This is a genomic window from Arthrobacter gallicola (assembly GCF_014836775.1).
Lineage (GTDB): Bacteria > Actinomycetota > Actinomycetes > Actinomycetales > Micrococcaceae > Arthrobacter_B > Arthrobacter_B gallicola.
The window spans coordinates 905,964-923,311 of the sequence record NZ_JACSQD010000001.1; the positions used below are offsets into that span (position 1 = coordinate 905,964).

At 65.6% G+C, this 17,348-nt stretch carries 9 protein-coding genes; all 9 read right to left on the minus strand.

The window, feature by feature from the left end; all coding sequences use genetic code 11:
- Positions 1 to 24: 24 nt before the first annotated feature.
- From H9639_RS04130 to H9639_RS04170, 9 genes are read right to left on the minus strand one after another with little or no spacing between them, the layout of a single operon-like run.
- Positions 25 to 3,510 (minus strand): bifunctional glycosyltransferase/CDP-glycerol:glycerophosphate glycerophosphotransferase, encoded by a 3,486-nt coding sequence (locus tag H9639_RS04130; protein WP_191806803.1) that lies wholly within the window; start codon positions 3,508 to 3,510, stop codon positions 25 to 27.
- Positions 3,507 to 6,233 carry a bifunctional glycosyltransferase/CDP-glycerol:glycerophosphate glycerophosphotransferase gene (locus H9639_RS04135; RefSeq protein ID WP_191806804.1) on the minus strand — a complete coding sequence of 909 codons (2,727 nt, stop codon included), beginning with the start codon at positions 6,231 to 6,233 and terminating at the stop codon, positions 3,507 to 3,509. The genes H9639_RS04130 and H9639_RS04135 overlap by 4 nt, the downstream gene beginning before the upstream one ends.
- A complete protein-coding gene (locus H9639_RS04140; protein ID WP_191806805.1) occupies positions 6,226 to 9,420 on the minus strand; it encodes a CDP-glycerol glycerophosphotransferase family protein in 3,195 nt (1,064 codons plus the stop codon). The genes H9639_RS04135 and H9639_RS04140 overlap by 8 nt, the downstream gene beginning before the upstream one ends.
- Positions 9,417 to 10,703, minus strand: a complete 1,287-nt coding sequence (gene wecC, locus H9639_RS04145; RefSeq protein ID WP_318241970.1) for a UDP-N-acetyl-D-mannosamine dehydrogenase — start codon at positions 10,701 to 10,703, stop codon at positions 9,417 to 9,419. Before wecC ends, H9639_RS04140 begins: the two co-directional genes overlap by 4 nt.
- Positions 10,684 to 12,591, minus strand: a complete 1,908-nt coding sequence (locus H9639_RS04150) for a glycosyltransferase family protein (protein WP_191806807.1) — start codon at positions 12,589 to 12,591, stop codon at positions 10,684 to 10,686. The genes wecC and H9639_RS04150 overlap by 20 nt, the downstream gene beginning before the upstream one ends.
- Positions 12,591 to 13,484, minus strand: coding sequence for an ABC transporter ATP-binding protein (locus H9639_RS04155; RefSeq protein WP_191806808.1), 894 nt, complete (start codon positions 13,482 to 13,484; stop codon positions 12,591 to 12,593). Before H9639_RS04155 ends, H9639_RS04150 begins: the two co-directional genes overlap by 1 nt.
- Positions 13,471 to 14,352 (minus strand): ABC transporter permease, encoded by an 882-nt coding sequence (locus tag H9639_RS04160; protein ID WP_191806809.1) that lies wholly within the window; start codon positions 14,350 to 14,352, stop codon positions 13,471 to 13,473. The genes H9639_RS04155 and H9639_RS04160 overlap by 14 nt, the downstream gene beginning before the upstream one ends.
- A complete protein-coding gene (locus H9639_RS04165) occupies positions 14,349 to 16,100 on the minus strand; it encodes a glycosyltransferase family 4 protein (RefSeq protein WP_191806810.1) in 1,752 nt (583 codons plus the stop codon). Before H9639_RS04165 ends, H9639_RS04160 begins: the two co-directional genes overlap by 4 nt.
- The gene (locus H9639_RS04170) at positions 16,097 to 17,275 is read right to left on the minus strand and encodes a glycosyltransferase family 4 protein (RefSeq protein WP_191806811.1); all 1,179 of its coding nucleotides are present in this window, start codon (positions 17,273 to 17,275) and stop codon (positions 16,097 to 16,099) included. Before H9639_RS04170 ends, H9639_RS04165 begins: the two co-directional genes overlap by 4 nt.
- Positions 17,276 to 17,348 lie beyond the last annotated feature (73 nt).

Below are 17,348 nucleotides of genomic sequence, written 5' to 3' on the forward strand. Positions count from 1 at the left end.
ACCATCGCTATGGTTCACACCACATCAGGTATGACCTGGGATCAAAATCGACTGCAGAAGTCTTGCTGCAGCTCCGCCGTCGTCATCGGGAGCGTAAGTCTGCGTGAAGCGACTGTACTTCGCCTGCCAGTCAGCTGGTGAATAGTCGCCGAGCCTAGCGCAAAGCTCTTTCTGGTCCCGCACCAAAGGACCCGGCGCCTGCGCTTCGAAATCAAAATAGAACCCGCGGACGCTGTCTCTGTAGTCCTCCAGGTCCGGAACCAGGAAGAACATAGGCTTCCCGGTAACGGCGAAGTCAAACATGATGGAGGAATAGTCCGTAACCAATATGTCGGCCGCCAGACAGAGATCCGAGATTTGCGGATAATCTGTCACGTCGATCAGGCCGTTGAGCGTTGTTCCCGAACGCTGTTCTGCGACGTTGTGGTGGCCGCGGAACAGGACCGAGTAGTTGTTGCCGAGGGCGGCTCTAACCTCCGCTAAATCAAGGTGATTTACAGCCATGAGTTTGCCGCCGCTGGTCAGTGCGTTATCCCGCCAGGTCGGCGCGTAAAGCAGCACGGTGTCCTCCGGCGGGATACCCAGGAGCGCACGGACCCGTTGACGCTCAGCGGAGGCCCGGGGACTTTTAAGCGCATCGTTTCGGGGATATCCCAGAACGGCAACCGGGCCGTCGTAGCGGAAGGCGGACGCGAGAACCTGGGCTGCATAAGGGCTTTGCGCCAGGAGGACGTCCCAGTCCCGGGGCTCCCGTTCCAGCGTGCGTAGATAGGACGGAGTCAGCCGCTCCCGGGGTGTGTCAAAACCGATCCGCTTCAACGGCGTTCCGTGCCAGGTCTGAATGTAAATCTGGCCGGGGCGCTTTCGAAAAAAGACCGGGAAATCATTGTTATTAACCAGGTACTTGGCTGTACCCAGGACCCGAAACCACTCTGCCGAGTACCTCTGCAGCGGAAGACACCCGGCGGGCACGGGAAAGGAAGCGTTGGCAACGCTCCAGTACTTCCGCATCCGGGGCCGCTGAACACCCAGTTCGTTGCTCAGAGCCCACCCGCTGTCCGTGGCAGCCTTTCCGCCAAACGTCTCAAAGAGGACCAGATCCTCAGCAATCGGTTCCGTGACGGTCCGATAGCCGTCGATCAGCCGTTGTTGGTTATGAGCTCCTCGTTCCGCAGTCCCCAGCGGTGGCAGCAGCCGAAGCTGGAACTGCTGACCGGGGCTAAAGGCCGGGGTTACCGCCCGGAGGCGGTCCTGTGTGCTGCCCAAACCGGCTCCGGCCAATGAGGATGAGACCCCCACGGCGTGGGTCTCGTTGCCAACCAGCTCAACCAGCCGATACCGACCGTATGGTGGGAACGCGCTCCCAGCTCCCCATCTGTCATGCAGCAGGCGGAAGGACGCTTCAAGAACCACACTGTCCGGGCTGACTTTGACGCTGTCGGCAGTGATCGTCGTCTGCGGACCTACCAGTGCCAGGGAAACACCGTCCTGAGCATGGGTTCCGGCCCTAATCAGCGTAAGGACCAGGTTCTCCGCAGTGAGAGCCCAGTCCGAAACCGCCAGGCGCGGCTGCCCAGTGGTCAGCGTGATGAATCCGAATCCCGTGGACCCTGTCCGGACCGGAGCGTCCGGCGCCGCATTCGTTTCATCGCTGGCCACGCTGAGTCCTACGTGGTGCAGCGAGGAGCTGTTTCCGGCACGGAGCTGGAAGGTAATTTCGTCCCCGTTGCTCCCAGACGGGACGAGGCCGGCAAGCTCGGTGGTGAACACAGCAGGATTCCCGGGGTGTGCGCGGAAGGAAACAGGAGACTGTCCAGCCGTCTCAGCGACGACGGCATGGGGAACCTCTCCCTGAAAGGTCAGCGAAATGATACCGGATTCCAGCTCCGCCGGTTCCGCGGTGTAGCGGTAGGAAACCATGCTGAACCTCAGGCCGTGTACCCGGTCAAACTGGGACACCAGCCTGCGGCGTCCAACAGCCGGACCGACCGGCAAACGGCCGGGAACGCAGTCCTCGTCCCGCACCATAAGGCGCTCAACAACGGTTACTCCCCGAGTTGAGAGTTCCAGCTCCACATACCAGGGGCGCCCGCCACCACCGTCGGCAGCAAGCGTGTGGAGGACGTTTTCCGCATCGATCTCTGCACTAAATCCGGCTTCTGCGTAGTCGTTCCAACGGTCGCCGGTCGTTTCGTTGATCGAGTCGTCCTGCAGGCGCTGAACGGGGAGCGGAATCCGGCGGCCGGACGAGGGGTCCGAGAGGAACACCCGGAAGCCGGTCTGCTCAGGTGCAATCCCCCTAAGATAGGCGAATCCCGTGAAGCGCAGCGTGGTTCCCAGCCATACGAACCCGCGCAGACGGCTCTGCAGGCCTAAATCCACCGGTTGGATTGCGAGAAGCTCCGTGGGAACGCGGAAGTTCAGGAGCGGCAGGTACACGGGTTGTCCGTGGAACGCTCCGTCAGGGTCCTCGCTCACGCGGTACCCGCGGCCCTTGTCTTGGATCTCGGCTAGAACCGTTCTGAAATCATTGAGCTGGCCGTCTGCCGCCAGTGCAACCAGGATCCGGTCGTGAAGTGGAAAGGAGTCCAGTGCTCCCGGAGTGGCCGCGAGTAGTCGGGCCGCGTCCTGCATGGCTGTCCAGAAGTCCGGACCGTGACGCGGGACCTCCCGGGCGAAGCCCGCCCAGCGGGCACCAAAGGAGGCCGCGAACCAGGAGGCGACGGCTTCCTCGGGCGCACCAGAGGGGATAGCTCCGGTCAGCCTTCGGGCGCGGGACAACAACTCAGCCAGTTCCTCCTGGACACTCCCCCACGTGTCCTGCGGAGCAGAGGCTCCCGTGGCGGTGATGACGTAGTCAAAGCTCTCAGCCCCCAGGAAGCCCCGGGCCACGATCTCCTCCACGGTGGTCTCCGCCGGCAGCCCGCCGAGGATTTCCGCGAGGAACCGGCGACGGTACAGCTTGGTCCAGATCACGCCATCGGCCAATGCAGCGGGAAAGGCAGCCAGCGTCCGCCCGGTCAAGGACTGCGGCGGGAGCCGGACCACGTGGCGGTCGATGCTCGATTTTGGTGCTGCCGAAATGGCACCGGCAAAGTCAGCGCCTGATGGTGCAAGCACGTCCAACAAGGCGTTGTAGAGCCCGGCGTCCGGCAGGGTGCCCGGTTCCACAAGGGCCACAAACTCACCCGAGGCAGCAGCCAAGGCAGCTCCCACACCGTGTGCGGAAGTGACCAGGCGCAGCCGTGGTTCACTGCCGGCGAGTTCATGCAGCGGCCCCGCTACCTGTGCCTCGGCCCTGCTGACTATCACTTCCAGCTCCCCGTATCTCTGGTTGAGGAGGGCAGCAGCAGTCTGCTGTGCAGCACCGGGATTCCCGCCGGGTAACAGAACCAGGCTCAGAAGCCCGTGTCCGGGAGCCTGCGGAGATTTACGCAGGCGTCCGGCGGCAAGGGCCCTGCCCTTTCTCCCCAGGGGGCCAAGCACGGACTTGATTCCCAGGGATCTCATGGTTTTCCTGAGCCTGATTTCGCCGGGCCGGAGAGGCCTTCAATGGCGGCGGTGATACGTTCGCAGCTGCCCGAATCCCACCAATGGAAGGTGCGCTGGATCCTTTCCCGGTAAACCGGGTCTGTCTCGCCGGGGTTGACCGTGGTCAGCAGTGCCACAGCTTCCTCGACATCTCCGGCTACCGGGCCCAGCCCGTCCCGCTCGTAGTCGAAATATCCCTTCCGGTAGACGTGTCCGCCGCCAAAGATCTCATCGCTGTCCGGCTGCAGGTACACAATCCGCGAACCGGCGTACGCGCCGTCGAACGCTATGGAGGAGTGGTCCGTGACCATGGTGTGGGACTCCACGAGCTTCTCCTGGACGCTGATATCCGCATAAGCCGCTGACTGCACGTGGTCGGGGAGATCCAGCAGCGGGACCATGATTTCCAGTTCCGGGTGGGGCAGGAAGATGATCCGGTGCCCCTTGCCCACGCAGAAGTCCCGAAGCTCCGGCGAGCGCAGCAGCTGCAGCCAGGACCTGCCGTACTCGCTGTCCTCGAAGATCTTCACCCGCTCCGCGTCGGATTCCGCCGCGGCAAGCTCCTTGCCCAGGTACTGGCGCCAGGTTGGCGCGACGAGGAATGTCCTGCGTTCTGACACCGGCGAGCGCCGGGCGGCACGGAGCAGGGCGTCATGCCGGGCGAAGCCGGTGGGCAACACCTCATGGGGAGTGAGGTTGTAGCCGTTGCCGTCCCCGGCGATCGAGTCGTATTCAGCGGCTGAAGCCGTAACCATCAGCGCGATGTCCTTGGTGTTGAGCCAGAGCGACATGTCGTCCTTGATCACTCCGTGCTGCAGGAACACAAACCGAGCTTTCCCCGGTCCGAACCGCTCTTTGCTGACGGGGTACTCAATATTGGCGTTGGCGTGGGAGGAAATCTTGTACGCAGCGTTCAGGAACAGCAGGACCGATTCGTCCGACCCATAGGGAACCAGTTTGAATCCGTCCCTTGAGAGACGGTCCCAGTCCTGGCTCGCCCGGTCCAGCAGGAACCAGGCATTAATGTCCGGGCGTTCCCGCAGGAGGTACCGGTACAGGTGCTCGGCGTTGTCATCAGCCCGTCCAATCCGGTCCATCAGGATCCAGGCGTCCCGGTACAGGGACGCGGCGGGTTCCTGTGCCGCCCGGTGGACGAGCCGCTGGTCGGCGGCCTCCTGCCGGGCAGCGGCCCGCCGGCCGCTCAGCCTCCGGGCGTACCGGCGGGCGCTCCCCCAGACTTCAGACCCCGAGCCTGTGCCGGTCAGGGACCGGTGCAGTGTGCGGTTCTGGCGGACCCGGTCTGCTGTGCCGCTGGCCTTCCGCACGATCCTGGTCACCGGGCTGCCGGAGGACTCCGCGACGGCGGGCGGCCTTAGCTCGAAGCCCGGAAGCTGCTCCGGGATGCGTCCTGGCTGGAGCGGCACCCCCCGGTCAGTGGTTACCACGGCGGGCACGCCGTCCAAGGTAACCTCCGGTGCCGTGCCGGCGGGCAGGATCAGCACGCGTTCCCGGATCAGGACCTTGCCAAGGACGCGGTGGTCCCGGACCTTCGTGGCTACGGGAGTAACCGGCACGCCGTCGTCATAGATCTTCTCCTCAGGAACGTTCCCCTGGAAGAGGTAGGAGTACCGCATTGTTCCGCGCTGCTGATCATGCGGGCCTTCCTGGACCACGGGAGGATCCGCCGGCAACTGCTTGTAGTAACTGCGCAGGATGTTGTGGAACACCCAGCCCTGGCTGACCACGCTGAAGGTATCGATGACCTCCACATCGATCAGGGCAAGGATTTCCTCCAGCAGCGCGTGCATGGTGTCCTGCTGTTCGGGCGTGGCCCCGGCCGTCTGGCTGTGCATGCGTTTGTCATCGATGTAGAACCAGACCAGGTCGTAAAGGACCATGTACTGCGCCCAGTGCGGGACTCTGCCCAGCCGTTCCTTGACGGCGCTGAGCAGGCCGAGGTAGCCGTGCCGCGGGAGCTCCTCGTAGGCCCGGGGGTCCCCCCAGGCACCGGCGACCAGTGATGCCCCCTGCTGCCGGTCCCTGCGGTAGAGATAGCGCGCCTGGGCAACAATTCCCAGGACCGGTTCCTCCACGGCTGCCAGGTACCGGCCGATCAGGTTGGAATCCTCGAACTTGGGCCGGATGCGCTCGTCGAATTCCAGGCCCGCCTCTTCCAGGACGCCGCGGCGCAGGAAGGCCGTGGGTCCGTGGAGCTGGATGCACTCCGGGTTGGTTTCCAGGCTGACCAGCGTGTTCCCGAACCGGAACTTCTTGCCCAGCGGATGCGTATGCCGCAGATCTGTGGTGCCGTCCTTGAACTGCACCAGCCGCGTCGCCAGCAGCTGCGCCGAACCATTGACATCCCCGGCCAGGAAGTTCGCTGTTTCCTGGAAATACCGGGGGTGGAAAACATCATCCGGGTCGCAGAAGGTGACCCAGGTGTTCCGTGCCAGCCGCAGGCCGGTGTTCCGTGCCGCCCCGGGGCCGGCGTTCGCCTGCCGTACCAGGCGCAGGCCTGGGTGGTGCTGACCGGCCCAGCGCTCGACGATCAGTGCCGAGTCATCGGTTGAACCGTCGTCGACCACCACAATGTCAAGGTCCTGGACAGGGTAGCTCTGGGTCCGCAGCGACTCCAGGAACGCCGGCACGTAGTCGGCCACGTTGTAGAGCGCTACCACTAGGGAGAACTGTCCGCTAGCCACGGTGGTCACCATTTCTGTTGATCGGTCGGTTGGTCTGCAAATGTGTGCTGCCGGGAACTGGATGGCCTTCGGCGGTGAGCAGCGCCCCCGCTGCCGCAGCGGCGAGTCCGCGGTCCGCGGCGGCGAACCGGGCGGCGAACCCGCGGACCCGTTCCCGCAGACCGGAATCGTCCTGCCGCAGTGCCTGCACCAGCGCCGCCGTGTCCGGCAGGGGATCCCCCGGCACCGTCGCCGCGTAATCCAGGTAGAGGCCCCGCGATTCCTGGTAGCCGGCCAAGTCCGGCGCCAGGAAATACATGGGCCGGCCCAGCACGGCGAAGTCGAACATGGCCGAGGAGTAGTCGGTCACCAGGACATCGCTGGCCAGGTACAGGTCATTGATCTCCGGATACTCCGTCACGTCCAGGGCGTTGGGAGCAGCCGCGATCCGGCGCTGGGCGGCGACATTGTGGTGACCGCGGATCAGGAACGTATATCCGGGGCCCAGCCGGCGGGATGCCAGCTCAAGGTCCAGGTAACCGACCCAGTCGGAACGGCCGGCGTCGTCGCGGACCGCATCCCGCCAGGTGGGGGCGTACAGCACCACCCGCTGGCCCGCCGGGATGCCCAGCAGTTCCCGCACCCGGTCCCGGGTGTCCGCACCGGTGTCCAAGGCGGTCAGCAGCGCGTCGTTCCGGGGGTACCCGGCGGTCAGCACCTCACCCGGGTAGCCAAGTGCCTGGGGCAGGACTCCGGCGGCGAAACCGTTCTGCGCCAGCAGCAGGTCCCAGTAGCGGGCCTCCCGCTGCAGCAGATCCCGGTAGGAAAGCGCCAAGGCGCGCTGGGGTGCGTCCAGCCCGATTTTCTTCAGCGGCGTGCCGTGCCAGGTCTGCAGGTAAAACTGCCCCGGTGACTTGCGGAAATACCAGGGGAAGTTGTTGTTGTTGACCAGCCGCCTGGTGGTGGCGAGTTTCTCATACCACTGGGACGAACCCTGCAGCAGCGGCACAGCGTAGGCCGGAACGTCCACTGAACGATCTGCCACAGACCAATAGAGCGGCTCGTCGAAGCCTGCGGAGGCCAGGTAATCAGAGATTGCCCGCGGGCTGTCCGTGCAGCTCTTCCCGCCGTAGCTCTCAAAGAAGATCCCCGGCTGAAGTTCCGGCGCCTGCCCCGAGAGTCCGCGCGGGAAGGCGGCCCGCCGCAGCCGGTACTGGTGGAAGGTTCCAGTTTCATCATCGGCCAGCGGTGCACCGATGCTGACGGCCATTGCGCCGGCCGCGGTCCGGAACCCGCGCACCCGTGCCGCAGGCAGGAGGAAGGACCGGAACTGTGCGGCTGCCGCTTCAGACACTGGCACAGCCGGGTCGCCCGGCCCCGGCTGCGCGCCGTCGGCCCGCCAGCGCAGCGTGTAGGAGCCCGACGGCGGCGCCGGGACTTTTCTGCCCCAGCGCGCGGCGGACAGGGCAAAGCGCAGAGACACGGATCCGTCCGGACGTGCGGTTGCTTCAGCAGGAATCGTATGCCGCGCGGTGGCTAGGGCATAGGCGCCTCCGGGGGCGCCACCGGAGAGCTGCATTTCCAGGTCATCCGGTGCTGCGGCGGAGAGCGACGCCACGCGCAGGGCACCGGTGCGCGGATTGGCTGCAGGCGGATCTGCCACATGTGGACCAGGCCGGTCTGCCGGAACCTGCACGGTCTGTTCCAGCCGGTGCCCGGCCATGTCCACCCGCAGGACCAGTTCTGCCGGTGCCGGTTCCGGCAGGACGACGGCGAAGGCCGAATCCGCGTAACTGCAGTTCCGGTCTCCCGAAAGCATGTCGAGATCCGGGTCGGCGCGGCGCTGGACCTCCAGCGGGCCGAACCCGTCCGGACCGGCGGTTCCCGCTGTTATGTCCACGCTGATGCTGCGCAGGTCAACATTGCGGACGTAGGCGTATCCATGCAGCCGCCGTCCGGTGTGCTGCGGGACCGCCGAGGTTTCCGCCGGTTCAAGGCTGGTGATCAGTTCCAGCTGCTCTGCACCCACCGTCAGCAGGTCTGGCGGAACGGGTTCCGCCAGGACCTCAAGGAAGGGCGGACGCGCTTCGATGCGTGCACCGTCGAACACCAGCGGACTGGCAGTTCCGCTGTTGATCCGGTCGACGACGGCGCGGGTCAGGTCAGCCCGGCGGCCCTCGGCCGCCAGATAGAGCAGCACCCGCGCCTGCGGGTCCACTCCATCCAGGTAGGGTTGGCCGGCCGTCAGCAGCCCGGCTGCTCCCCGGTGCAGCATGGTCCAGAACTCCTCTGAGGCATCCGGCACCTGCTCCAGGTACGGAAGCAGGTCAGAGCCGAGCAGCCGCCGGTGCCAGTGCGCCAGTACATCCGCCGGTGCCTCCGCGGCATACAGGTCAGTGACGGCACGCGCAACGGAAAGCCGGTCCCGCAGGTCCTCGTCCAGGTGTTTCTCCTGGGTCAGGGAGGACCCGTCCTCCCGGATCCGCCACCAGTAGACCAGCTGAGTCAGGATGTCGAAGGAGGCTGCGCGCAGGTAGGCCCTGGCCGTCGTTTCCTGATCTTCGTAGCGGACGCCCTCCGGGATGGGACCCACCTTGTCCTCCCAGAAGGTCCGGGTGAACATCTTGTTCCACAGGAACACGTCGTCAATGACGCCGGGCCGGGAAGCCAGCTGCACACCGGCAGCTTCCTCGCGGTGGAGCCGGTCAGCGAGCTGCACGCGGGTACGCCGGCTGCCCCGGATCCGTCCGTAGGAGCCGACACAGAAGTCCGAGCCGCTCTCCGCCAGGGCGGTGGCCATGATCTCGTACGCGTCCAGGGGAACGACGTCGTCCGCATCCGCGAAGGCCAGGAACCGGCCCCGGGCCGCTTTGACGCCCACGTTCCGTGCCCGGCCGTTGCCTGCGTGGGGTAGGCGGATGAGCCGGATCCGCGGGTCATGCCGCGCATAACCGGCGGCGATCGACGCCGTCGCATCCGTTGACCCGTCATCAACCAGGATGATTTCCAGCCGCCGGTAGGTCTGGGAAACCAGGCTGTTCAGGCACCGCTGCAGGTAGGGAGCAACATTGAACATCGGCACCACCACACTCACCAGACCGTGATCGGCGGACCGCGGGGTTCCCGGCGCCAGCCGTTTCAGCCGGCTGCGGAGAGCAGGATGGACCGAGGCCGCGAGCCGGCTTGCCGCCTGAGGCAGGGCGTTCAATTCCGCCAGAATCCCCGCGTGTCAACCACCCGTTTGCCCGCGAGCTGCTCCGGAGTGATTTCCCGGAAGGCATCGTGGTCCACCAGCAGGGCCACCACGTCCGCCTCCGCCAGCGCTTCCTCCGCCGTTCCCAGGGCAACGTTTGGCAGGCCGGCAAGTTTTGCGGGCAGCCCGGTGCCGCTGAACGGTGAACCTACCGCGATATGTGCCTGCGGATTCGCGGTGGCGATCCGGTGGACAATGTCCACGGCCGGGGATTCCCGGGTGTCATCCACATTCGCTTTGAACGCGAGCCCAAGCGCCGCGATCACCGGCTGCTCCAGACCTGCCGCGGCCGACTCGATGGCTGAGACAACATAGTCGGGCTTGGAATCGTTGACCTCGCGGGCGGTTCTAATCAGCCGGGAGCGCTCGGGATCGGCCGCCACGATGAACCACGGGTCCACCGCGATGCAGTGTCCGCCCACGCCCGGGCCGGGCTGGAGGATGTTCACGCGCGGATGGTGGTTGGCCAGCTCGATCAGGTTCCAGACGTTGATGTCCAGGCTTTCGCTGATCATGGAAAGCTCGTTGGCGAAAGCGATGTTCACATCGCGGTAAGCGTTCTCCACCAGCTTGGCCATTTCGGCGGTGGTGGCATCCGTGAGGTGGATGCCGCCCTGGCAGAACGTGCTGTAGAGGGCGGCAGCGGCGGTGGCGCCCTCCGGTGTCAGTCCCCCGATGATCCGGTCATTGGTGACCAGTTCGATCATGATCCGGCCGGGCAGGACACGTTCGGGGCAGTGCGCGAAGAGGACCGCAGCCGTTCCGCCGTTGGCCTCGGTGCCAAGGTCCGGGCGCTCGGCGAGGATAACTTCGGCCATGCGCCGGGTGGTTCCGGGCGGGGACGTTGATTCGAGGATTACCAGGTTTCCGGGGCGCAGCCGCGGCGCGATGTTCCGGGCGGCCTGCTCCACATAGGCAAGGTCAGCACTCTTGTCCCCCTTAAAGGGGGTCGGCACGGCGACGATGAAGGCGTCCGCCGCCGGCACGTCGGTTTGAGCCCGCAGCGTCCCCTGGCTGACCGCACCGGCAACGTGGATGCCCAGATCAGGTTCCACGAACGGAACCCGGCCGTCGTTCACCGCTTCCACCGTGGCGGGGTTTACGTCGACGCCGGTGACCCGGAGTCCCTGGCTGGCCAGGATGGCCGCCGTCGGGAGCCCGATGTAGCCAAGGCCGATCACGGCAACCGACCTGATGTCGGTTGTGGTTTCACCTGCACTAAATGTCTGTATGCTCACTCGGTCCCCCATAGAATTTCAGCTCGCCTCCGGCGAGCAGCTCGGCATCGGCGATCTGCCAGGTGTGTTCGGCACCTGAGCGGATCTGGAAAAAGTTGAAACGGTCGGCGGAGTAGATCCGCAGGCCGGCCTGGGCCGCTGCCCGGAGGAAGCCGGTGTCCTCCCCGAGCCCCAGGGCTGGGAAGGGGTGCTCCTTGGCGGTGCGGCGGTAGGTCGTGATGGTGGGTCCCATCACGAAGTCGGTGTAGCGGTGTTCCCGTTCGGCGTTCCGCAGGATGGTGGCGCGCGATCCGGCCAAATGCACGTAGTGTGCCTGCTTGCCGACAATTTCTGCCTGTGAATAGGCCAGTGCGTGCAGCTGGTCGCTGAGGTAGCGGGCGCCGTAGTGGTCGTCGTCGTCCATTTTGGCTACCACCTCGCCGGAGGCTGCCTCGACGCACCGGTTCAGGCACTCCCCCAGGCTCACGTCCCGCGGCGCGGACAGCAGCTGGACGTTCCGCAGGCCGTAGGCTGCCTGCAGTTCCGTCAGCCGGCCGCGGTCCAGTTCAAAGCCGTGGGCCAGCAGGACCAGCTCCACCTCAACGTCCTGCTGGGCGGCCAGTGTCCGGAAGATGTTCTCCACCTGGTGCGGGCGGATGGTCGGGACCAGGGCGGAGACCGTGGGTGCCGCCAGCGGCCGGCCGTGCTGGGGCAGGACGGCGGCCAGCACGGTTTCGGCACGGTGCGCGTAGGTGTGGGCGGACCAGATCCTGCGCTGGGCCAGGTGGACGGTGCGGTCATTCAGTTCCGGGTTCCGCGCCAGGCTCCTGGTCAGCAGGGCGGCTTCGGTGCGGTCCCGGGCCACCGGCACCTCATCGTCGCTGAAAAACTCGCTGACCGCGGCGCTGGGTGCGGTCACCACCGGTGTTCCGGCCGCATTGATTTCAAAAATCCGCCTGGCGCACATGCTGGGGGAATCCACCACGGAATTGACGTTCAGGAAAACCTTGTAGGCCTTATAGGCAGAGAGCATCTGCTGGTAGCTCAGTGATCCGACCACCCTGGAGTCCAGGGGCGCCGGGAACTGGTAATTGGGGTCACCGCCGAGCTTCCGGGAGAAAATTTCCAGTCCCAGGGGCAGCTTCGCGGAGGCGTCCATGGCCCCGCCAAGGAGCATGTCCATCTGCTGGCGCCGTTCCGGGTACTTGTGCGCGAAGTACATGCCGGCGAAGGCAATGTCCCGGGCATGGCGCCCGTACCGCGGCCGTGCCGGGTTGTGGATCGCCGGCTGGGCGGCGAAGGGAAGGACGCCGATGTTGGAGTGCCCCAGGTCCGCCCGGTAATGCTCCACCCGGCTGACATCCGAGGTGAAGACGTAGTCAAAGAGTGCGGCGGTGGGCAGGAAATCACTGTAATGCGGTGGATCTTCCTTGTTCCAGAAGACGCTGGGAATGCCCCTGGCCCGGCTGAAGGCCAGCAGCTCCTTGAGCTGGCTTGACGGTCCGTCGCTGCCGGCAAGTTTTCCGCGCCACAGCCGGTCATTGCCGGCCCAGGCGGATTCCGCGAAGACCAGGTCCACTTCGTGCTCGAGGATCTGCTGCTGCCAGGTCACCGGGTCAAGCGCCACGGTGTTCCACTCGTAGGCGAAGGCCATGGCAGAGAACTCGTCAAGGATCACGCCGACCTTCAGGTCACCGCGGCGCGGAGGACGCGGCGACGCGGGCGCGGCAGGAATGGACAGCCGCCGCTTGCTCCCCCGGCCGATCCAGCCGGCCTCAATCCCGCGGGCGTTCGCGGGGTCGGCGAAACCCAGTTCGGCCCGCCGCCGGAGGTTCCATTCCTTCACCTGCGCCGGCCCGCCCGAACGCAGATGCCACAGCCCGGTGCGAAGGTCCCCCAGGATCGCCATCAGCTGGCCCTCGCGCTGCGGCGCCCGGTTGAGCGCTCAATGATCTGCGTGGGCACCAGCGATTTCATGGCCTCGTTCCGGATCTTTGCTGCGGAAATGTTGTTCCCCTTGGAAAGCTGGCGGGTGAAGTCCTTGTAGGCCTTTACGACGGCGCGCGGCTCCCCGTCCATCAGGAGGTCGCCCTTATCCATCCAGATCACCCGGGAACACATCTCGATGACGGTGTCCAAGCTGTGGCTGACCAGGAAGACGCAGCCGGCGTTGGCCCGCAGCTCGTCCATCCTTTTCCGGCTGCGGTCAGCAAATTGCGCGTCTCCGGTGTTCAGTGCCTCATCGATCAGCAGGATCTCCGGGTCGATACTTGCCGCGATTGCGAAGCGCAGCCGGGAGGACATGCCGGAGGAGTAGGAACGCATGGGCAGGTGGATGGCTTTTTCCAGACCGGAAAGTTCCACGATCGACTCGTAGCGGTCCTGGATCTGTTCGTGCGTGAGTCCCATGGCCAGGCAGCCGAGCACCACGTTGTGATCACCGGGCAGCTCCGGAACCAGCGCGGCGTTGACCCCCAGCATGATGGGTGTGCTGGACGCGTAGACCCCACCCTGGTCGGGTTTAACCTGCCCGCTGATCAGCTTCATCAGGGTGCTTTTGCCGGAGCCGTTGCGTCCCACAATGCCGACCGATTCGCCCCGCATCGCCACCAGGGAGATCGGGTTCAGGGCGTTCACCGTCACCATGTTCGGCCGGGCGGTGGCGCGGCGCAGTAGTCCCCGCACACCGGCCCTGTCTCCGGGTGAGGCCTCACTTGAGGCCACCCGATAAGTCATGCTGACCTCGTCGATGACCACGCACGGGTCTTCCTCGAGGAATTCCAGCTCGCTATGCGCGTCCATAAGTTTCCTCCGCACGCCAGAAGTAAACGGTTCCCACCGCTAGTGCCCCGAGCGCCCAGGACGCCAGGATGGCCCAGGACTGCCAGGATGGCACCTGCGCGTACAGGAGACAGTCCCGCACGATGTCCAGCACATTGAAGAGCGGGTTCAGCTGCACGATCTGCAGCAGCACGGGCTGGTCGATAAACCGCTCATAGCTGTAGAACACGGCACTGGCGTACATCAGCGCACGCAGCGCGAAGCTCAGCAGATGCACCACATCATTGACCTTGGAAATCACCCGGGCCAGGATGAGCCCGACGCCGAGGTTGAAGATCCACTGCAGCGCCAGGGCCGGGAACACCAGCAGCCAGCGCCACGTGATTTCCTCCGTGGGCGGCACCAGCATCACGATCAGCACCATCACGATCAGCACCGGGATGTTCGCAAACAGTTCCCGCAGGTTCACCGCAAGGGGCAGGGTTGCCCGCGGGAAGCTGAAGGCCTGGATGACCGCCCGGTTCTGCTGGATGGAACGGGCACCATTGGTAATCGACCGGGAACTGAACTGGAAAAGAAAGATGCCAATGACCAGATAGCCAATGAAATTTTCGATCCCTTTGCCGGTCTGCAGAAGCAGCCCGAAAATCAGGTAATAGGTCAGTCCGTTGAGGACGGGATTGAGAATCAGCCAGACACTGCCCAGACGGTCCCGGCGGTTGCCGCTCTGGACCCGTGAACGCGCGTCGTAGGCAATGAAATGGCGGTAATCCCACACCTGCACCAGGTAGTCAAAGAATCCGGGGCGGGCGCCAACCCGCTGCAGCCGTCGAAAGTCGACGGACAGATGCTGGGCTGCGGCGGGCTTTTGGGCAGGTATAACTTTCACTGCGTGTGTCCTTCGGAGGAGATCAGGTCCGTGTACAGCGCCGTGGACCGCTGGGCGGCTGCGTGCCAGGTGCGCCGCGTGAGGACATGCTCCCTGCCGTCACGGCCCAGCCTGTCCCGCAGGGCGGGGTCCTGAATCAGGTATTCGATGTACTCGGCAAGCTGTGCGGGGTCCTCGGGGCGGACCAGGTACCCGTTGGTGCCGTGTTCCACCAGCTCGCCCAGGGCGGGGAGGGAGCTTGCTATGACGGGACGGGAACAGGCCATCGCTTCCACGGGTTTCAGCGGGGTCACCGCTCGGGTCACGTCAAGGTCCTTTCGCGGCACAACGAACACGTCGATGGCCTGGTGGTGCAGATGGGCTCGTTCCCGGGGAACCCGGCCGGTGAATGTCACGCGCTCCCCCACCCCCAGGTCAGCGGCCAGGGTTCTGAGCGCGGGGGCGGACGCGCCGTCACCGACGATCAGGCAGGCCAGGTCTGGGTGCTCCGGCGCCAGCAGCGCGAAGGCGCGGATCAGGTCGTCAATGCCCTCGTAGTCCACCAGACTGCTCACGGTTCCGATGGTCATCCCGGAGGGTGGCAGGCCAAGGGTCCGGCGAGCGTCGGCGGCGGAAAGAGGAGCGGTCAGGAAGTCCCCACCAACAGCGTTGGGCAGGAGAACGGTGGCAGTCTCCGGCACACCGGAGCGCAGGACGCCCTGCAGCATCTGCTCCCCCAGGGTTGCCACGGCATCTGCGGAGCGCATGATCTCTGCCTCACGCTCGGTGAACCTGGCGTAACGTTCCGAGTTTTTGGCCTTCGGGCCCCGGGTGGAAGCCCAGGTGTCGGCGAGTTGTCCCCGCACCTCATAAACCCAGGGAATGCCCAACGCGTGTGCCACCGCCCGCACCACGGCGCCGTTAACGAAGTGGGTTGTGGTGTGCAGGACTGCCGGACGCAGGCGGAGGGCCAGCTCCAGGACCTCCTCCGCCTGCAGCGCGAGCCGGGCGGCCATCCCGCGCGGCAGCCGGCCAGGCAGCAGCCGGTGGTAAGTGACGCCGTCGAGCACGTCCGTGTCACGGGCGCCAAGCTGCCCGACCTGAACCGGATAACCAACCCGGGTGACTGCGTGGACGTTCCAGCCCTGCTCACCCTGCGCTGTCAACAGCGAATGGGAGCGCTGCGCATAGCCGCTGCCGGTGTAGGGCAGGGAATTCGTGAGCAGATGCAGCACCGTGCGTTCTCTGGGTTGATAACCGCGGACCGGGGCCAGCGACGGAGCCCAGCCCTCGAACACCCTAAGTTCGCTGGCCAGCCGCTGCCCTTGTCTGCGTTCGGCTGCATTTCCGTCCCGGAGTGTCTGGACCGCTTCAGTCATGGCGCCTTGGTGCCACAGCAGCCGGGCGGCGGCACCGGATTTTCCGGCTGTGCGCTCAGGTGCCGCTTTCAGCAGCTGGGCCGCCAGATCCGGCAGCCCCGCGGCGATCGCCGTGTCCGCCAGCCGCACTGCGCTGCGCGGGCGCAGCGCAGTATCCAGCGCACCGGAGAGAAGAGATCCCGCGTCGGCGCTGCGTCCCTGGATGACGGCGGCCATAGCCGGAAGAACTACGCCCGGCATCTGCGCTGCTGCGCGCGCAGCAGGCCGGACGGCGCCTGCCGGCAGCCGGCGGGACACCTGAAGGGCGAGCAGGGCCGGATCATCACCGAGGTGCTCCCACACCGTTCCCGCTGCCAGTCCCAGGTTCCCGACGAGTCGCCCAGCCCTCAAGACGCAGACCGGTGTTCTGAAGCCACGGTGGCCAGCAGGACGGCGTAGGAACGGCCCAGTGCCTCAACGTTGGCGTTGGCTTCGACCCAGTCCCGGCCCGAAGATCCTGTGAGCAGCCGGCTGCGGTCCGCAGCCAGTTCCTTCCAGAGCGCAGCGATTGCCGCGGGGTCGGACGGGACAATATCCCCGGCTTTTGCTTCCTCGATGATGGTGCGGGCCTCGCCCAGGACAATGCCCGTGACATGGCGGCCAACGGCGAGGACCTCATAGGTTTTCGAGGGGATGGTGGTCTCAAACGACTTCCAGTCATCCCGCAGCGAGACAACACAGGTATCCGCGCGGCGGTAGAAGTCCATCACCGCGGCGGTCCCCTGCGCCGGATCGTAGAATTCCACGGGCGCTTCCAGGGCTTTGGCAAGTGCCATCAGCGCACGGCGCTGGACTCCGTGCCCAACCATGCTCAGCCGAACTGTATCCCCCGCCAAGGCGGCAGCACGGATGATGGTTTCCAGGCGCTGGCTCTCGCCGTGGTTTCCGAGGTACAGGACCTCCAGCCGGTCTGCCTCCGCGGGCGGCGGCGGCAGCAGCTCGCGGGCTGAGGTGTCAATTCCGTTGGAGATGGTGGCGACGTTCTTTATGCCGCGCTCACGCAGGGTGGCGGCGAAGCCCAAGGTGACCGTGACCACCAGGTCCGCGCGTTCCTGGATGGCAACGATGATCCGTTCAACGAGGCTTTTGGCGCTTCCCTGGACGATGCGAGCATCCCGGGCAATGTCCGGCCAGGCATCGCGCATATCAGCAACGAAGGGAACACCCCGCAGCCGGGCCACGGCGTAGCCTGCGCCAAGGATGGGCAGGGACGGAACAGTGGCGATCACGACGTCGGGCTTGGGACCCATCAGCCCGGCCGGGATGCTTCCCGCAGCGGAAAAGCACTGGTCGGCAAATCTGCCCAGGCGTGTGGTGCGGTGCCACAGGTACGGGGCGCGGCGGACGTGTTCTCCGTAACGGCCGGGGGCGGTGCGGAAGGCCCGCCCGGCAGCTTTTCGGGACAGCGTGCGGCGCCCGGCGGGAGCATGGGCGACGGGGGCAACGACGTCGACATCCCAGCCAAGATCCCGAAAGGTACGGATCAGTTGAGACCAGCGCCGCTGCGGCGGACTGTGTTCCGGCATGTACGAATGCGTTAACAGCTGTACCCGCACGATTCCCCCAAATCCTGGGTCGCCTCTCTAACTCCCCAAAGCA